A 17,448-nucleotide genomic window follows, 5' to 3' on the forward strand; every position below is an offset into this window, starting at 1 on the left:
ATGACAACTGTAGGCATAATAATATTATTGGTAGCAGTAATAATTTTTATAAAAGATCATAAAACAAAATCAAGTCTTTGGCTATCAGGTGTGTTTTTTTTGCTTGGGCTTGGAACATTGGTTGTCGTTTTTGAAACGTATTTTAGAATATATCTTATTCCAAAATATAAACTTACCCAAAACACAGTTGATTTAGTATATCATATAGCAGCTGTCTATATGTCACTTGATTATTTTTTAACTCCTTATGGTATATTGGTTTATGGATTATTACATACGAATATATTTAATAAATACAAAAAGAAAATAATATATTTTGTGCTGTTTCTACCACCATTTTTAAATTTTGTATTAGTTCCAATTAAAAGTAATTTTATGAAAACGCCTTTAGAACGTATGACATATTTTAAAATATTGTCAACATGGTCTGTAACTTATATTTTTGCAGGAATTATTTTTTTGATTTATTCGTATTTTAAAGAAAAATCATACTTGATGAAAAAGTATAAATTTAAATCTTTACTTATACTTGTTCCTTGCTTTCTTTATCTTGCACTGTCTACAATACTATTTAGAGCACTTGGAATAGAAAATAGCTGGGAAATTTATTCTATAATAATGCCTATTATGTTTTTGGGATTTTTATATTTTTCATTCAAATATGGAATATTTGGGGTTAGATTTAAGTTCACTAAATACAATTTCGCATTTGAAAATATAATGGATTTTGTATCAGATTCAATTTTAACATTAGATAAAAATCTTAATGTTATAGAATTCAACAATGAATTTAGAAAATCTTTTTTATTAGAAGATAAAAAATATAAAAATTTCAAGGAAATTATAAGTTCTAGTAAAATATCTAAATATAAAGATAGATTGATAAATATAATAAATGAATCAAAAATTAACAATATTAAAGCTGTGGAAATACTAATAAAGACTAATAATGGAATTAAATATTTCGCAGTTCAGGCTAATCCAGTAATATTATATGATGAATACCATGGCACTGTACTTGTATTCAAAGATATTAGTGTCCATAAAAAAAATTTAAGGCTTATAAAAGAAAATCAAATGCAATTAATTGAGAAGGAACGTCTCCTATCCTTAAATCAGCTTATAGGAGGTGTAGCACATAATTTAAAAACACCCTTAATGAGTTCAGCTGGCGGAATTGAAATCATAAAAAGGGATATAGAAAGAATAAACCAATATACTAAAGATAATAGTCAAAATGATATTAATATAAGAAAAACAATAGATGAGGTTAATAAATGGAGTGATAGAATTACAGAAAATTTGATTTATATTTCTAATGTAATAGATGTAGTTAAAGGTCAAGTTACTCCTTATGATAAAGATAATGAGGATTATTTTACTATAAAAGAAATAGAAAAAAAGATTATGATATTAATGGATTTTCAGATTAGAAAAAGTAAATGTAAATTTATAAAAAAAATAAACATAGAAAGAAATATTAAAATTAAGGGTGATATTAACTCTCTGGTCCAAGTTTTAAATAATCTCATATCTAATGCTATAGAATCAGTTTCAGTTAAAGAAAATGGTACTGTAATTTTCGGAATATATAAAGAAATAAATAATGTTATTTTTTACATAAAAAATAATGGCGATAAAATACCTGAAAATGTACAGAAAAAAATATTTAAAAAGATGATTACAACTAAGGGTAAGAACGGTACTGGACTTGGATTATATATATCTAAATTAATAGTAAAAGTTATGTTCGAAGGGAAAATATATTTTAATACAGGTGATGAGGAAACAATTTTTTATGTAGAAATACCTTTAAAGGACATGGAGGGATGAAAAAAATGAATCAAGGAATAAAAATAATTATAATTGATGATGACGAAGCACTTATTGAAGCTATAAAAGATAGCTTTGAAGATAAATATTATATAGAAGGTTTTACAAGCTCTAAAGAGGCTATTAAGCAATTGCAAAAAAAGAAATTTGATATATTATTATTAGATTACTATGTAGATGAAATGAATGGAAAAGCCATAGTTAATGAAATAAGAAAAACAAATAAAGATTTATATATAGTTTTGATTACAGGGTATGGTGAAGAGATCACAGGAACTGAATCATTAGAAAAACTAAATATACAAAATTATTTTGAAAAAAGTGGAGATTTTAAAAAGTTAATAACATTCATAGAGGGAGTAATAAAATCTATAGATTTTTTTAATAATAAATCTTGTACAACTGCTGAAAGATTAAAAAAATTAAGAAAAATTAACAATTTAACTCAAGATGACATAGCTAAATATTTAGGTATAGGTAGAACAACTGTGAGCCAATACGAATCAGGTGAGACACTTCCATCTACTCCAAACATTATAAAATTAGCTAAATTATATAATGTTACAACAGATTATATTCTTTGTTATGAACTTGATGTAGAAAAAAAATGATATTAAAAGAATAATAGATTAGGCGTACGAATAAACTTATTTTATTACCACATATAGTCAAGAAAGACATTGTTATAATGTCTTTCTCTTTTTTTATTTTTTTGAAAAAAATTATTGACATGCCATTTTTACTGACGTACAATTACAATAAAGTCAGTTAAACTGAACTTTTATTTAGTTTAACTAATATAAACGTTGCTAATGTGAAAGGAAATATTAATATGAGATTATCTGAAAAACTAAGAAAATTAAGAAAAATAAATAAACTATCTAAAGAGCAATTAGCTGAAAAACTTAATGCTACAAATCAAGCTGTTTCTGAGTGGGAATTAGAAAAAATTTATCCTGATATTTTAAATCTTGTAAAACTTTCTGATATTTTTAATATATCTTTAGATGAATTAATAAACGATGATATAGATATACAAAGAAAATTATCTAAATAAAAATAGAGTATTTACTTGATATAAAAACATATATATAAAATTGTTTTTATATGAACTTAGAATAATGAACATGCAAAAAAATATAAATTTATAAGTGAAAAAGGAGGGATTATAAACAAAAAATGCGAAAATTAACAATGTTAAGACTTGAAAAAAATTTAACACAGGAAAAATTAGCAACGTATATAGGAAAAAGCAGAAGCACATTATCTTCATATGAAAATGGAAAAATTACTCCACCTTATAAAACTATATTAAAACTTAAAAAAATACTAAATTACTTTGGAGATGATTTACTTAAAGAAGTAGATTACAAAAAAAATAATTAAGAAAGTGAAATAATCTAGTATACAGCAATAGATGATATAAGGGGTTAGAAGTGTCTCTAAAATCACAAAAAAAGTCACAAAAAATAGGGGCTAATGTATGGGAAGAAAATCGATTTTTGACACTGAAAAGGCAATTGATTTACTGACCAAAGGTTTTAAACAAAAAGATATAGCAATTCAACTAGGAATAAAGGAAAGTACATTAAAAATGTATCTTAAGAGAAATCATTCAGACAAGTTAGAAAAAATCAGAGAAAACAGAAAGAAAAACATTAAAAATGATAGCGAATTTGAATTAGAACATAGTAATTTACTAAGTGTAGATGATCTTAAAGAACTTAGGGAAGAAAAGAATTACGGAATAGATACAAATGAGAGCATTGGCGATTACGCATTTTTAATGTGGAATAGGCAATCTTATAAAAAAGGTAAGGGTAAAAAATTTATATTTGATGAAAGTAGAGGAGTGAGAACTCGTGAAGTACCAACAAGTTATTAATAATAATGCATAGAAACTGTATTGATTAAAAATTAATCAATACAGTTTTTTATATTAAAAAATTACCAGTGATTACAGTAGGTGCAGGAGCTTTTATTACAGCCGGAACACAATTTGTTTATGCAGACCCAAAAGGGGTAAGGCAACGATTAATGTAAAAAACAGCCACATGACAATATTTAACTCTAAATACTATCACATAAGTCTATATACTACTTTTGTGATGTAACAAAATATAAAATGTATAGTTTTGTGATATTAAATAGTGCCTACACAAAAGGTCTACTTATTGTGACAGTTATAGGTTTGTAAAAGTAGTATCTAATGGTATAATATTCTTAAAAGTTAAGTCGGATTGGTTGGAAATTACGTATTACTTATATACTGCTTATGATCAATAACCTATTTTTATTACAATACTTTTTTATTTCTTTCATGAGTTAATTGTTTGCATCTATTATTTCCTTCAAATCAATATTATTGATAAATAGCGAAAAACAAATTATATTAGCCATGCCTTTTTTAACAATTTAATACCTTCATCAATTTGCGTTTCCTTCACACCACTAAATCCTAAAATAATTTTAGAAGGTAGACTATTTTCATACAAGTTATAATAAATTGAAGTTGGACAAACTTTTATATCTAGTTTGTGTGCACTTTGCATGAGTTCCTCCTCTGACATACCGTTCTTAACACATAGTAATATATGTAACCCTGATTTAAAGCCAATAATTTCAACATTTTTTCCCATATAGTTATTAATTGCAGAAAGAAGCAATTTCTGTTTCTTACGATATAAAGTTCTCATTTTATTTAAATGACTTGACCAGTATCCATCTTTCATGAATTTATATAGTGTATATTGATGAAATCGAGATACTGTTTGATTATATATTGTAAAATGCTCATTATACACTTGTAATAATCTCTGAGGTAAAACTACGAAACTTAATCTAATTGAAGGAATTAGAGATTTTGAGAACGTTCCAGTATAAATAACTCTTTCCTTTGAATCTAAACCTTTTAGAGATGGTATTGGATTTCCTTTATATCTGAATTCACTATCAAAATCATCTTCGATAATATATCCATCTATTTCCTCAGCCCACTTTAAAAGTTCCATTCTGCGTGAAATTGACATAACCATTCCGTAAGGAAATTGGTGTGAAGGAGTGACATAGGCAACTCTTGCTGCACTCTTCCTTAATTGTTTAATATTTATACCTTCATCATCTAAAGAAATAGGATGTACTATAGCCCCTTGGTCTTTTAAGGCAATTCTTGCTTTATAAAATCCAGGGTCCTCAATTGCATATTCATATTCTTTTCCAATCAATTTATACAGCAATGAAAGTAGAAATTGTGTCCCAGCTCCAATAACTATCTGTTCAGGCAAACATTTAACTCCTCTTGATTGAAAAATATACATAGATATTTTTTTTCGTAAGCACTCTTCACCTTGTGAGTCACCATTTAAAAAAAGGCCCCTTTGGTCAGCATCTAAAGAAGCAATTGACATTTTTCTCCATAGAGCGTAAGGGAAGTAGTCCAAATCTATATTACCCAGACTAAAATCGATTTTGTATTTATATGAATCCTTTTGTTTGCTGTTTTTGTTAAGCTCAACAACATTTTGGGTGGTTTCAAATAAGTCATGCTCTGTCATTGCAACAAATATACCTTTGCGCTGTTTGCTTTCCAAATACCCTTCTGCACACAATTGTTCATAAGCTGATATAACCGTATTTTGACCAATACATAGATGCTTTGCCAGATTTCTTTTCGAGGGTAGTTTTTCTCCAACTTTAATTGTTCCAATTTGGATTTCATTTTTAATGTATTCATAAAGTTGAATATATAATGATACATCTTTATTACTGTCCAAGTATGGCGTAATTTCTATCATTTTCCATTCTCCTAATCTGATACCATTAATAACTAATAATCTGGTACTTTTAATGATATCATAATAATACTAATATATAAATATAGAATATTCAAGTAGGCCTTATGAATATCAAATAAATTATTATTCATTATCTAAACTTGTATATATTCAAGACGTTTTAAGTTATTAGATTACCTTTTCGTGGATTGGATCAAAGTACCTTATTAAAAAATCAAGAATGGTTATGGTAGAGATATTATGAAACAAAAACTTATGATTTAGGAGAGATGTCAATGAAAGAAGCTCCACCACAAATATCAATCACTAAAGTCCAACCTATCTCGCTGTGGCAGCTATTACTGTTGTATTTGCGAATAGGTCTCACTGGAATTGGTCCATCTTTTTTCACGGAAACAAATAAATATTTAGTGAAAGATCGTCGCTGGATTAGCGAAGAGGATTTTATTAACGGCCTAGCTTTAGCACAGCTTTTGCCTGGAGCCACTTATGTCTCGCTAACTGTATACATCGGCTATAAGTTACGGGGTACATCTGGAGCCTTTACCTGTTTCTTCGCTTTCCTGCTGCCGCCTTTCGGAATCATGATGCTATTTTCGTATATCTATTTCTATTTAGGATCGCTAACGCAAATCAGCATTATATTCAAAGGGGTGGCATTAATTCTGGCTGGTCTGTTGCCTTACGCTCTCATGGAAATAAGAAAGTCGACGGTGACTGATTACCGTGGATGGATCATCGCTATAGGAGCTGCTGGATTGATGGTTTACTACTCGAATATTTTTACCGTACTATTTATGGCCATAGTCGCCGGTATTTTGCTGTATTACCCAACGCTGAAACGCCAGAATATGACGACCGATTCTGGAGGAAACTTGCGATTAGGTATCGGATTAGTGAAAATACCAATCAAACTCATGGTAATGCTTGTGGCTGGGCTTGTGACCATAGTTTTTGCTGTTTCATTCAATCCACTCTTATTACTGCTTGGTTCGATATTTTTCAAGATGGGGGCGTTTCTTTTCGGAGGAGGAACTTTAATGATTCCTTTTATGCAACAGGAAGTGGTAACCCACTATAATTGGTTAACGATGGACGAATTCTTAGTTGGAATTGCCTTGGGTCAGGTTACGCCGGGACCGTACCTTATCACTGCGACTTTTGTGGGCTATAAGGTAGCAGGCGTTAGTGGAGCCATAGTGGCTACATTAGGCATTTTTCTACCTTCCCTGTTTTTAGTTATGGCTACCGCGGAAATCCACCAGAAAATCAAGCATAACCTTTGGGTAAGCGCAGCCATCAAAGGAATTGTTGCGTCCTTTACTGGGATGATGTTTGTAGTTGCGGTGGGAGTAGTGAGACATTCAGTGGTGGACATCCCTTCTGCCCTTATTATACTGCCAGTTTTCGCCATGCTGCTATTCAGCAAGCTGGATACTATATGGGTTGTCATTGGAGGAACAGCAATTTACTGGCTACTGAATGCCTTAGCGAAAGGGCTGATCTGATTCGTGCAAGAACAGATAATTCACGCAGTCCTGTTCTCATCTGGGTTTCAAGGCATTTAGGAAACGCTAGAAGTTTCACCTTTAGCAAGGAGCTGAATTTTACAGAGTTATCATCGTGTGGAATTCATTATCTTCGATATTATTAATTATAATCTACCACAAAATCAATAATATGGTATCAAGTTATATATATTTAAGTCATAATTGTAAATTAAAATTAACCAATATAGAGAGGGGAAAATATGAATAGTAAATATGTTGTTATAATTCAGTGCGATATTGCACATAGAAGGTGCAGTGGATTTGCATGTACAAATGCTTTTTATAATAAGGATGGAGTTTTTAAGGATTATGAGGATACTACAAGATATATTTCATTTACTTGTGGTGGATGTTGCGGAAAGGGAGTTGCCTCCAAATTAGAACATTTCTCAAAGAAGTTATATAAGAAAAATAATATTAGTAAAGATGAAGTTGTAGTTCACTTATCATCTTGTATGGTAACTGACAATTATCATTACGATAGATGTCCACATGCAGACTATATCAAGAGTATAGTCATAAAGAAAGGTTATAAAAATGTAGTGGAAGGTTCTTACATAAGTGGTGGTGCAGAAAGGAAAAGAGAAGAAGGTAAATATAATTGTTATGAGTAAAGTCAGTTTTTGATATTCAAAGATATAATAAGAATAAGAGATAGCAAATAGATAAAGAATATGTTATGTAAGGTTATGGCACAATTTTCCTATTTAACGTCTTAACAGCCACAAGACAGGACTCTATTATTAATTTATGGAAAATACTATCTTATGGCTGTTTTTAATACACGAATCGTTGCCGTACCCCATAGCCATCAAGCTAAGAAACGAGAATAATGTATTAAATCAATTAGTGTACGAGATTAAGGTAAAACCAGGTTACTTCATTACAAATTTTAGCATAAGTGCTATTTTAATATGATTTTTTGCACATCAAAAAAGCTCCTGTACTTATAATTTTTTTGAAGACACGAACCTTAAATTATAGTATAATAAAATTGTTTTATGAGGCGGTTTTACATCTTCTTTCTTGATGGTTGTAGGAGACTCCAAGAATGTCAAAGAAGGTCTTTTTGTCCTTACGGTGTGATTTCCGTCCATTTTTACATATGCAGTTATATATTCTTATTAAAACTTTAGAATTATTTGAAGGTGTCATAAAGCTAAAATAAAGTTCTTCAACATATTCATGTACTATTTCTGCAGTTTTGATTTCACTTGCCTCAAATTTCTTCTTTTCTAAAAATTCAGATCTCATTTTAAACATTACTATGGAACTTAAAACTAGTAAAATAAGCTTACCATACAGCTGGCATTTAAAGCGCTCAATCTTTACTGGTTTTACATTAGATATGTGAAATATTGACTTCCATATCTTAAATATTAGTTCGATCTGCCACCTTAATGAGTAAATCTCATGTATTTGTTTTGTAAACAATATATCCTTTGATATATTAGTTATATATATTGTTATTCCCATTAAATCAATTGTATTAGCACTTTTCTTAATGCCTTTCTTTTTAGCATTTTTAAAAACCTTTTCTTTCCTTTCTTTAAATTGATTTTTGGTAAGTCTATAAATGACTAGCCTTACTTTGCGCTTTTCAATTCTTCCAATAAATGCATCTGGTATTTCTTTAATTTCACCTTCTTGCATTTCATTTGCCACGTCTTTTAAAAACACCCTTTTATAAATAGTTGATTTCCTTGGCTGTCCATTTTTCAGATACTCCACATTTTCATTTTTTACATAAACAGCTATATTAGGTTTAAGCCTTGAAACATAAAAAGATTTTTTATTCTCCATATCCTCAAAATCTTTAAAATTAAAGTATCCTAGATCTCTTAATGAAAGTTCTCCAGCCTTAAATGTATCTTTTATTTCACTTCCAAATGTATTGTCATTTCCACTTCCAGGTCCTACATCTATGTGCATAAAGTTTCCTGATTTTAATTCATATTCAAGCTGTATCTTTACGCCGGAAGGCTGTGAACTTCCTCCGGAACCTGGATATACACTTCTATATATTTCTGGAACTTGAAATGCTGTTTTGTACAAATCAAACCTTTCTTGCTATCTTTTCAATTTCTTCTTTTGAAAAGTATTTTAGTAATTGTTTTGATAAATGCTTAATTCTATTTTCCATCATTAATTTTTCTTTTGTTATTTTTTAAACCCCCTTATAAAAACTAGATTTTTATTATTGTACTATTTTTTATATATTTTTTCTTAGCTTGATGGCCATGTGGTGTTACCCCAACTAATGAAGAAGGTTAGGGCAAAGAGCTGAAATCTTATGAAACTCATCCTAATTGTTGAACCATGCTTCATTAAGTATTTTTATACCACTAATAATTTCATCTTCAGACATGCCTCCAAAGCCAAGTAATACCATATTATTAGAATATTTATCTCTACTAATCCAAAATATTGATACTGGATAAACTAGCACATCATATTCCTTGGCTTTTTCTATTATTTCTTCTTCACATAATCCATTATTCAGTTCCAATAAGATATGTAAGCCTGCATTTTTACCATGAATAACAACTTTATCTCCCATTACCTCATGAATTGTATTAATTAATATATTATGTTTTCGTTTATTTGCTACACATATTTTTCGTAAGTGACTATCCCAATGACCTAAATGCATGAATTGTTGAATTATTCTTTGCTGAACTAATGGAACGGATGCTTGATATTTTGTAAAAAGTTTATCATATCTATCTAACCATTTTTCTGGTAATACCATATAATTTACTCGTAGACTAGGTGACAAGACTTTTGAAAATGTACCTATATATACAACATTTTCGTTGGAAGCAATACTTTGTATTGGTGGAATAGGTCTTGAATTATATCGTAATTCACTGTCATAATCATCTTCAATTATAATTCCATTTTTTCTTATGGCCCAATCTAATAATTCTAATTTCTTTTCAATTGGCATTACTAATCCAGTTGGAAATTGGTGTGATGGCGTTAAATAGAGGATTTTGGCAGAGCAATTTTCCAATTCTATAAGGTTTATTCCATCCTTATCTAAGCTTATTGGAGTAACTTTATATCCATTATTCATAAAAATATCTCGTGCACCAATATATCCTGGATCTTCCATGGCTATTTGGTCAAAATCCAGCCTAAATAGTTGACATAACAAATTTAAACAGTATTCAAATCCAGTGCAAATAATAATTTGTTCAACATCACAAAAGACGCTTCTAGATTTCTTTAGATATTTCATAATTTCTATTCGTAATTCTAGTTCACCTTTACGGTCACTGTATGAAGTCATATCTTCAGCTGTTAATGATGCTAAAGATTTATTTGAGATTTTGCGCCATATACGCATTGGAAAATCAGGAGCACTTAGTTTTCCATATCGAAAATCGTACTTATAAGTAGTAGTAGAATGTTCTTTCTTTAATTTCTTGTTGAGATCTTCAATAGAACAAGAGTGTTCTTTCTTTAGCTTTGAGATTATCGTATAGTCCAATTTTAGAACAATAAACCCACTTCCACCTTTACCTTCTATATATCCTTCCGAACAAAGCTGTAGATATGCGTTTTCAACTGTATTTCTGCTAACATTTAATGTTGTTGAAAGCGCTCGAGTTGAAGGAAGTTTTCTACCTTCTGAAATTTGTTCTAAAATTATTTTTTCCTTGAATTGTTCATATATCTGTAAATATAGAGGAACCCTTGAATTACTATTTAAAATTATCATCTTAAAATTATTCTCCTCACAACTGTATCCTAATAAATAAACAAAATTGGAACTTTTGATCATGCCAAATTCATTGTATAATCGTTTCATAGGAAAGTCAACAAATTAATATATAATTTTTTATACAGGGAGGAATTTAAATGTTAAATGAAAAATTACTTGAAGTTATTTCTCATGAAGGAGTAGTGGCTATCGTATCTTGCAGTAATAACGAAGCACATGTAGTTAATACTTGGAACTCATCTGTTAATACCACTGAAGATGGTAGATTATTAATTCCAGCTGGAGGAATGAGAAAAACTCAAAAAAACGTAGAGCTAAATAATAAAGTTAAGGTCACTATAGGAAGTAATGAGGTTATGGGATACAAGTTCATGGGAACAGGATTCTTAATTGAAGGGACTGCAAAGTTTATTGAATCAGGTTCAGAATTTGATATGATGAAACAAAAATTCCCTTTTATAAGTAGAGTGTTAGAGATAACAGTTACATCAGCAAAGCAAACTCTTTAAATATTAGAAATTGATACAGATATGAATCCAGCTGATGGTCCTTTTGCCCCAGTGCTGAATGGTATGCTTGATGTTGGTCGTTATGGTAAAGGAACAGAACTTGCTAGTATGTATGCCTACCTTACAACTCCAGAAGCTGCTTTCATTACAGGAGCAACTATTAATATAGACGGAGGATTCAATATCTAATATCATTTTTGTGAATCATTTAATTTGAACTTGGCAAGTAATTTATATATATAAATTACTTGCTATTTATTTTTACAGTAAAACATTAAAAGTATGTATTTTTAAATCTATTTTAGGAATGTATACTTTTATTTTTAGTATAAAAGAAATGAAAAGTCGTAACAATAATAGAATTACACAAATCTATTTCAATATTGTCATTGAAAACCTACAACCAAATTGAAGTTGTTTGAATTGAAAACGAATACAGGACATTGTATTATAATATCAAGAACAGTAATTATTATAAATTTAGGAGGTATAGCAATGGCGGAATTAGTAAAAGAAAATTCATCGATAAAAGGGAAAGTTCAAAGATTTGGTGCATTTCTAAGCGGTATGGTTTTACCGAATATAGGAGCATTTATTGCATGGGGTTTAATTACAGCTTTATTCATACCAACAGGATGGTTTCCCAATGAAGCTTTAGCAAAACTTGTGAGCCCTATGGTAACTTATATGCTGCCTTTACTGATTGGATATCAGGGTGGAAAGCTCGTATATGATACAAGAGGAGGTGTAGTAGGTGCAATAGCTACCGCAGGTATTATAATTGGAGCTAGTATACCAATGTTTTTAGGAGCTATGATTATGGGACCTCTTGGAGGGTTTGTAATAAAAAAGTTTGATAAACTTGTAGAAGGAAAAGTACCAACTGGATTTGAAATGTTGGTGAATAACTTCTCAGCTGGTATCTTGGGAGGTGCTTTATCACTAGCAGCATTTCAATTTATAGAACCAGTAGTGGCTGGAGTATCTATAGGACTTGGGATGGGAGCAAAAATAATAACTGAACACGGATTACTTCCATTAATAGCTATAATAGTAGAACCAGCTAAAATATTATTTTTAAATAATGCAATTAATCATGGAGTTTTTTCACCTCTAGGAATACAAGAGGTAAGTGCAACTGGCAAGTCAATATTTTTCCTGCTTGAACCGGAGCCAGGTCCAGGACTAGGTGTACTTTTAGCCTATTGTCTATATAGTAAAGGGGCTGCTAAACAGTCTGCACCGGGAGCAGCAATAATCCATTTCCTTGGTGGTATACATGAAATATATTTTCCATATGTGCTAATGAAACCAGCTCTACTGCTAGCTGTAATAGCAGGAGGCATGTCTGCTGATTTAATATTTGTATTATTACATGCAGGATTGGTAGCAACACCATCACCAGGAAGTATATTTGCATTAGTAGCTTTATCACCAAAAGGCGGTCAGCTTTCAGTAGTAGCTGGGGTTGCTGTAGGTGCAGTGGTTTCTTTTCTAGTATCTTCTGTAATACTTAAAAGAAGTAAACAAAAGGAAGAAGTCAGTGATTTTGATGAAGCTCAAGCTAGGATGAAAGAAATGAAACTTTCAAGTAAAGGTCAGAGTACTACACCTTCAACTAGCGAAGGCAGCGTAGCAGCAATTAGTGCAGATATAAAATTAATTGTATTTGCCTGCGATGCTGGAATGGGTTCTTCAGCTATGGGGGAATCTATACTGAGAAAGGCTTTAAAGGATGCTGGTATTTCTGATATAGAGGTTAAACATTCATCTGTAGACAGTATACCCGCTGGAGCTGATGTAGTTTTCACACAGGAAAATCTAGTAGAGAGAGCAAAAAAATCTGCTGAATCTTCCAGAATAATTACAATCAAAAATTTCTTGGACCGCTCAAAATATGATGAATTTATTAATGAGCTAAAACTTTCAGGTAAAGGTGAAAATCCTTCACAGCTAACTAGTGAAAATATTGAAGCAGCTGTTAGTACAGAGGTAAAATTAATTGTATTTGCCTGTGATGCTGGAATGGGTTCTTCAGCCATGGGAGAATCTATACTGAGAAAGGCTTTAAAGGATGCTGGCATTTCTGATATAGATGTTAAACACTCATCTGTAGACAGCATACCCGCTGGAGCTGACGTAGTTTTTACACAGGAAAATCTATTGGAGAGAGCAAAAAAATCTGCTGAATCTTCCAGAATAATTACAATCAAAAATTTCTTGGATCGTTCAAGATACGATGAATTTATTAATGAATTAAAAAATTAAAAACAGGTGATTTATATGGAAGGCATTACCACTAGACAACAATTTACACTAAATAAAATATTAAATGAGGAAGCAATTAGTTTAGATGATCTTCATAAACAATTGGAGATAAGTGAAAGAACTATTCTTAGAGAAATTAGTTCTATCAATAAGTTTCTTAGAAAATATCATTTAAGTATATATTATGACAATAATTCATCTTTAACTGTATCAGGAAATAAAGAAAAAATTGAAGAACTCAGAGAATCTCTCAGTTCCATTCCACTGCAATGGCTTATTAATAGGGAACAGCGGCAGATACTAATTGCCTGTGAACTACTAGTTAACAAGGAACCTGTAAAAGCATCCTATTACAGTAATAAGTTTAATGTAGTACTTGGAAGTATAAGTCTTGATTTAGATGGTATTGCAAAATGGGCTGAATCTAAAAAATTATGCCTTATTAGAAATAGAAATATAGGTATTATTATTGAGGGATCTGAATGGAACAAAAGGAATGCATTAGTTGATTTGATTTTTAGATACAGACCCTATGAGGAATTGCTTGCTTTTCTGTATGAACAAAAATTTGACCAAAACATAAAACTTTTATTTAATATGATTTTTGGTGAAAATATAACTGCTTTAGGAAGAAAAATCTTGGAAAACGCAGATCTATCACAATTTGATTTAAATGATATAAAATATTTAAAATTATTTATTCAAATTTTATTAGCTATCAAGAAAGCAGAAAATAAAGATGAAATGCATTTACCAGACAAAGTAAAAAAAGATACAGTATTGTTGAAGGATTATAAAAAAATTATAAACTTAGATAAAATACTAAAAGAGAGCAATATAAATTTAATTGAAGATGAATTGATTTATATGTGGTTTAATTTAACAGATTATAAGTCATTGTTTGATAAAGATGATGAATCTTCTTATGTAGATTATGAAGTAATATCAAAAGAAATTATTGAAGAAATTTCTACAAAAATAAACGCATCTATAGAAAATGACAAACAACTTATAAAAGATTTGTCACAGCATTTTAGACGAACTTTTAATGTATTAAATTTAGGGTTAAAAGTAATAAACCCACTTGCTGATGAGATAGAACAGCATTATTTAGAACTCTTTAATGTTATAAATAATGTATCAAAGTTAGTATTTTCAAGGTATAATCTTAAGATTCCAAAGGAAGAGGTTGGATATATAACATTGCATATAGATGTTGCACTACAAAGAAAACAGACTTTATTAAAAAAGCTAAATGTATTAATTGTATGTCCATCAAGTATTGGATCTGCAAGGATATTGGAAAGTAAAATAAAATTTATATTTCCTGATATTGGTAATATATCCATAAACGCTTTACATGATATAGATAAATATATAGAAAATAATGAATACGATTTAATTTTATCTACTGTACCAATTAAATTAGCACCTGATATAAAAAAAGTAATTGTAGTATCACCCTTTATGATAAAGGAAGATATAGAAAAGATTAATGAATTTATTCTAAATTTAAAAGTAACTAATGAAGCAAACAATGATGAACTTATTGATATGCAATTAAATACAGTGACAGACAACGAATACGAGACAGTAAATACAATAATTAAAAATTTTCAGGTGAATACTACCAATGCCAAAAGTGTTGAAAGTTTGGTGAATTCTGTAGTAGATGACATTAAGAATTTAGGCTTGATAAAAGATAAAGATGTGTTGAAAAATGCTATTTTAAGAAGAGAAGAGAAGGGAAATATAGTAGTACAGGGAACCAATGTAGCACTTCTGCATACTAGAATTCAAGAGCTAACAGTTCCTTTTGTAGGAGTTTATCATGTTGAAGAACCAATTATAAGCCAAGGTATAGGTTTTTCGAAAGAAAATGTAAATACTTTTCTTGTAATGGTTGCAAGAAATGAAGAGAGTAATTATATACTTCAATTTTTAGGCAGAATAAGTATTGCATTGATTGAAAATAAGGAATTTATAGAAAATTTAAAATCAAGTAATTTAATAGATATTAGAAAACAATTAATAAATATAGGAAATGAGGAGGGGGAAATAAAATGAAAAAAGAAGTTTTAGCAGTAGAAAATATTCAATTAAATGTAGATTCGGAATCAAAAAATGAAGCTATAGAAAGAGTAGGAAAGCTTTTGGTATCAAAAGGTTATGTAAAAGAAAATTATATTGATGGAATGAAAGCTAGGGAAGAAGAAGTTACAACATATATGGGAAATGGAGTGGCTATACCTCATGGAATGAATGAATACAAGAAAGAAATAATGAATTCAGGAATAGTCATTGCACAATATCCTAAGGGGGTTGATTTTGGGTCTGGTAATACTGCTTATGTAGTAATAGGCATAGCTGGAATAGGTGATGAGCATATGGAGATATTGTCTAAAATAGCTTTAACAATTCAATATGAAGAAAATGTTGAAAAGCTTAGAAGAGCAAAGACAGCAGAAGAAGTTATATTAATCATAAATGAGGGGGAAATGTAATATGAAAGCAGTTCATTTTGGAGCAGGTAATATAGGAAGAGGATTCATTGGATATTTATTATCAAAGTCAGAGTATGATATCACTTTTGTTGATATATCAGATTTTTTAGTAGATAATATAAATGAATATGGTAAATATAAAGTTATAACTTTAAGTGATTCAAAGAGTGAAGAAGAAATTGATAATGTAAAGGCTGTAAGTTTAAATGACACAGAGAAATTAGAAAAAATTATTTTAGAAGCAGATTTAATTACCACTTCTATTGGCGCAAATAACTTAAAGAGTACAGGTGAATTATTAAATAAGCTTTTGATGAAAAGGTTTAAAATATGTGGAGATAAATTACTGGATATAATTGCATGTGAAAATGCTCTATTTGCTACAAATATTTTAAAAGAATCAATATTAGAGGAGGCAACTCAAGAATTTAAGGATTACCTAGATAAATCTGTGGGATTTCCAAATAGCACAGTAGACAGAATTGTTCCAAATGTAAAGATCAAGAAGGAATCTCCAATAGATGTGGCTGTAGAAGATTTTTATGAATGGGATATTGAAAAAAATAATGTAAAAATCAATAACAATATTGTAGGTGCAGCTTACGTAGATAATTTAGAGCCATATCTTGAAAGAAAATTATTTTTATTGAATGGAGCACATGCTGCCACTGCATATATAGGATATATCAAAGGTTATAAGTTTATACATGAAGCAATAAAAGATGAATTTATAAGAAATATTGCCATAGGCTTTCATAAGGAAGCTATACAAGCGTTAAGCAAAAAACATAATCTAGATATAAAGCTTTTAAATGAATATTCTCAAAAATTAATAAAAAGATTTGAAAATTTTTATCTTCAGGATGAGCTATTTCGTGTAGGACGTGATCCTATGAGAAAACTATCTTCAAATGATAGATTAATAACACCACTTAAGCTTTGTTATAAGCTAGATATGAAATATGATAATATTTTATATGGAGTAGCAGCAGGATTCTTATTTAATTATAGTGGAGATGAGAAGGCTGAAAAAATACAGAATAGCATATTGTCAGAAGGAATTCATACTACAATTTGTAATATAACTGGACTGGAGGAAAATAATGTCTTAGTTAATATGATTGAAGATAAATATAAAGAATTGTCAAATTTATAGTACAAATAAATTTTAAAAGTTTATTTAAACTAAATAACAAATCATTCCTTTTGACCATAAAAATGAATTAAAGGAATGATTTGCTATAAGATTCAATTTATTTT

At 29.7% G+C, this 17,448-nt stretch carries 16 protein-coding genes; 13 read left to right on the forward strand and 3 right to left on the reverse strand.

Features of this window, described 5'->3' with window-relative positions; translation table 11 throughout:
• The 5 genes from CLOPA_RS06595 (at nt 1) to CLOPA_RS06615 (ending at nt 3,718) form a co-directional block, all read left to right on the forward strand.
• A complete protein-coding gene (locus tag CLOPA_RS06595; RefSeq protein ID WP_015614684.1) occupies nt 1-1,833 on the forward strand; it encodes an ATP-binding protein in 1,833 nt (610 codons plus the stop codon).
• Between the two features lie 5 nt (nt 1,834-1,838).
• Nucleotides 1,839-2,444: a response regulator gene (locus CLOPA_RS06600; RefSeq protein WP_015614685.1), complete on the forward strand. Its 606-nt coding sequence runs from the start codon at nt 1,839-1,841 to the stop codon at nt 2,442-2,444.
• A gap of 221 nt (nt 2,445-2,665) precedes the next feature.
• On the forward strand, nt 2,666-2,890 hold the full coding sequence (locus CLOPA_RS06605) for a helix-turn-helix transcriptional regulator (protein WP_015614686.1): 225 nt from the start codon (nt 2,666-2,668) through the stop codon (nt 2,888-2,890).
• A 122-nt stretch (nt 2,891-3,012) separates the two neighbouring features.
• Nucleotides 3,013-3,219: a helix-turn-helix domain-containing protein gene (locus tag CLOPA_RS06610; protein ID WP_015614687.1), complete on the forward strand. Its 207-nt coding sequence runs from the start codon at nt 3,013-3,015 to the stop codon at nt 3,217-3,219.
• Nucleotides 3,220-3,316: 97 nt separating this feature from the next.
• Nucleotides 3,317-3,718, forward strand: coding sequence for a hypothetical protein (locus CLOPA_RS06615; RefSeq protein ID WP_015614688.1), 402 nt, complete (start codon nt 3,317-3,319; stop codon nt 3,716-3,718).
• A 502-nt stretch (nt 3,719-4,220) separates the two neighbouring features.
• On the opposite strand, the gene CLOPA_RS06620 is transcribed toward CLOPA_RS06615, so the two are convergent.
• Nucleotides 4,221-5,627 carry a PLP-dependent aminotransferase family protein gene (locus CLOPA_RS06620; RefSeq protein WP_015614689.1) on the reverse strand — a complete coding sequence of 469 codons (1,407 nt, stop codon included), beginning with the start codon at nt 5,625-5,627 and terminating at the stop codon, nt 4,221-4,223.
• Nucleotides 5,628-5,902: 275 nt separating this feature from the next.
• Here CLOPA_RS06620 and chrA point away from each other — a divergent pair, with 275 nt between their 5' ends.
• Both chrA and CLOPA_RS06630 read left to right on the forward strand, forming a co-directional pair.
• The gene (gene chrA / locus CLOPA_RS06625) at nt 5,903-7,135 is read left to right on the forward strand and encodes a chromate efflux transporter (RefSeq protein ID WP_015614690.1); all 1,233 of its coding nucleotides are present in this window, start codon (nt 5,903-5,905) and stop codon (nt 7,133-7,135) included.
• Nucleotides 7,136-7,377: 242 nt separating this feature from the next.
• On the forward strand, nt 7,378-7,791 hold the full coding sequence (locus tag CLOPA_RS06630; RefSeq protein ID WP_015614691.1) for a CGGC domain-containing protein: 414 nt from the start codon (nt 7,378-7,380) through the stop codon (nt 7,789-7,791).
• 385 nt (nt 7,792-8,176) lie between these two features.
• On the opposite strand, the gene CLOPA_RS06635 is transcribed toward CLOPA_RS06630, so the two are convergent.
• Both CLOPA_RS06635 and CLOPA_RS06640 read right to left on the reverse strand, forming a co-directional pair.
• Nucleotides 8,177-9,232 carry an IS4 family transposase gene (locus tag CLOPA_RS06635; RefSeq protein ID WP_051115615.1) on the reverse strand — a complete coding sequence of 352 codons (1,056 nt, stop codon included), beginning with the start codon at nt 9,230-9,232 and terminating at the stop codon, nt 8,177-8,179.
• A gap of 250 nt (nt 9,233-9,482) precedes the next feature.
• Entirely contained in the window at nt 9,483-10,904 is a 1,422-nt protein-coding gene (locus tag CLOPA_RS06640; protein ID WP_015614692.1) for a PLP-dependent aminotransferase family protein, read from the reverse strand.
• A 140-nt stretch (nt 10,905-11,044) separates the two neighbouring features.
• On the opposite strand from CLOPA_RS06640, the gene CLOPA_RS06645 reads away from it, so the two are divergent.
• From CLOPA_RS06645 to CLOPA_RS06665, 6 genes are all read left to right on the forward strand, one after another.
• Nucleotides 11,045-11,416: a pyridoxamine 5'-phosphate oxidase family protein gene (locus CLOPA_RS06645; protein ID WP_015614693.1), complete on the forward strand. Its 372-nt coding sequence runs from the start codon at nt 11,045-11,047 to the stop codon at nt 11,414-11,416.
• Between the two features lie 21 nt (nt 11,417-11,437).
• Nucleotides 11,438-11,605, forward strand: coding sequence for an SDR family oxidoreductase (locus CLOPA_RS24195; RefSeq protein WP_080648285.1), 168 nt, complete (start codon nt 11,438-11,440; stop codon nt 11,603-11,605).
• 306 nt (nt 11,606-11,911) lie between these two features.
• Nucleotides 11,912-13,684, forward strand: a complete 1,773-nt coding sequence (locus CLOPA_RS06650) for a PTS mannitol-specific transporter subunit IIBC (protein WP_015614694.1) — start codon at nt 11,912-11,914, stop codon at nt 13,682-13,684.
• A gap of 15 nt (nt 13,685-13,699) precedes the next feature.
• Nucleotides 13,700-15,751 (forward strand): BglG family transcription antiterminator, encoded by a 2,052-nt coding sequence (locus CLOPA_RS06655; RefSeq protein ID WP_015614695.1) that lies wholly within the window; start codon nt 13,700-13,702, stop codon nt 15,749-15,751.
• Nucleotides 15,748-16,188, forward strand: a complete 441-nt coding sequence (locus tag CLOPA_RS06660; protein WP_015614696.1) for a PTS sugar transporter subunit IIA — start codon at nt 15,748-15,750, stop codon at nt 16,186-16,188. The genes CLOPA_RS06655 and CLOPA_RS06660 overlap by 4 nt, the downstream gene beginning before the upstream one ends.
• Nucleotide 16,189: 1 nt before the next feature.
• A complete protein-coding gene (locus tag CLOPA_RS06665) occupies nt 16,190-17,344 on the forward strand; it encodes a mannitol-1-phosphate 5-dehydrogenase (RefSeq protein WP_015614697.1) in 1,155 nt (384 codons plus the stop codon).
• Nucleotides 17,345-17,448 lie beyond the last annotated feature (104 nt).

Origin of the sequence: Clostridium pasteurianum BC1, from assembly GCF_000389635.1 — a bacterium.
In the GTDB taxonomy this organism is placed as follows: domain Bacteria; phylum Bacillota; class Clostridia; order Clostridiales; family Clostridiaceae; genus Clostridium_I; species Clostridium_I pasteurianum_A.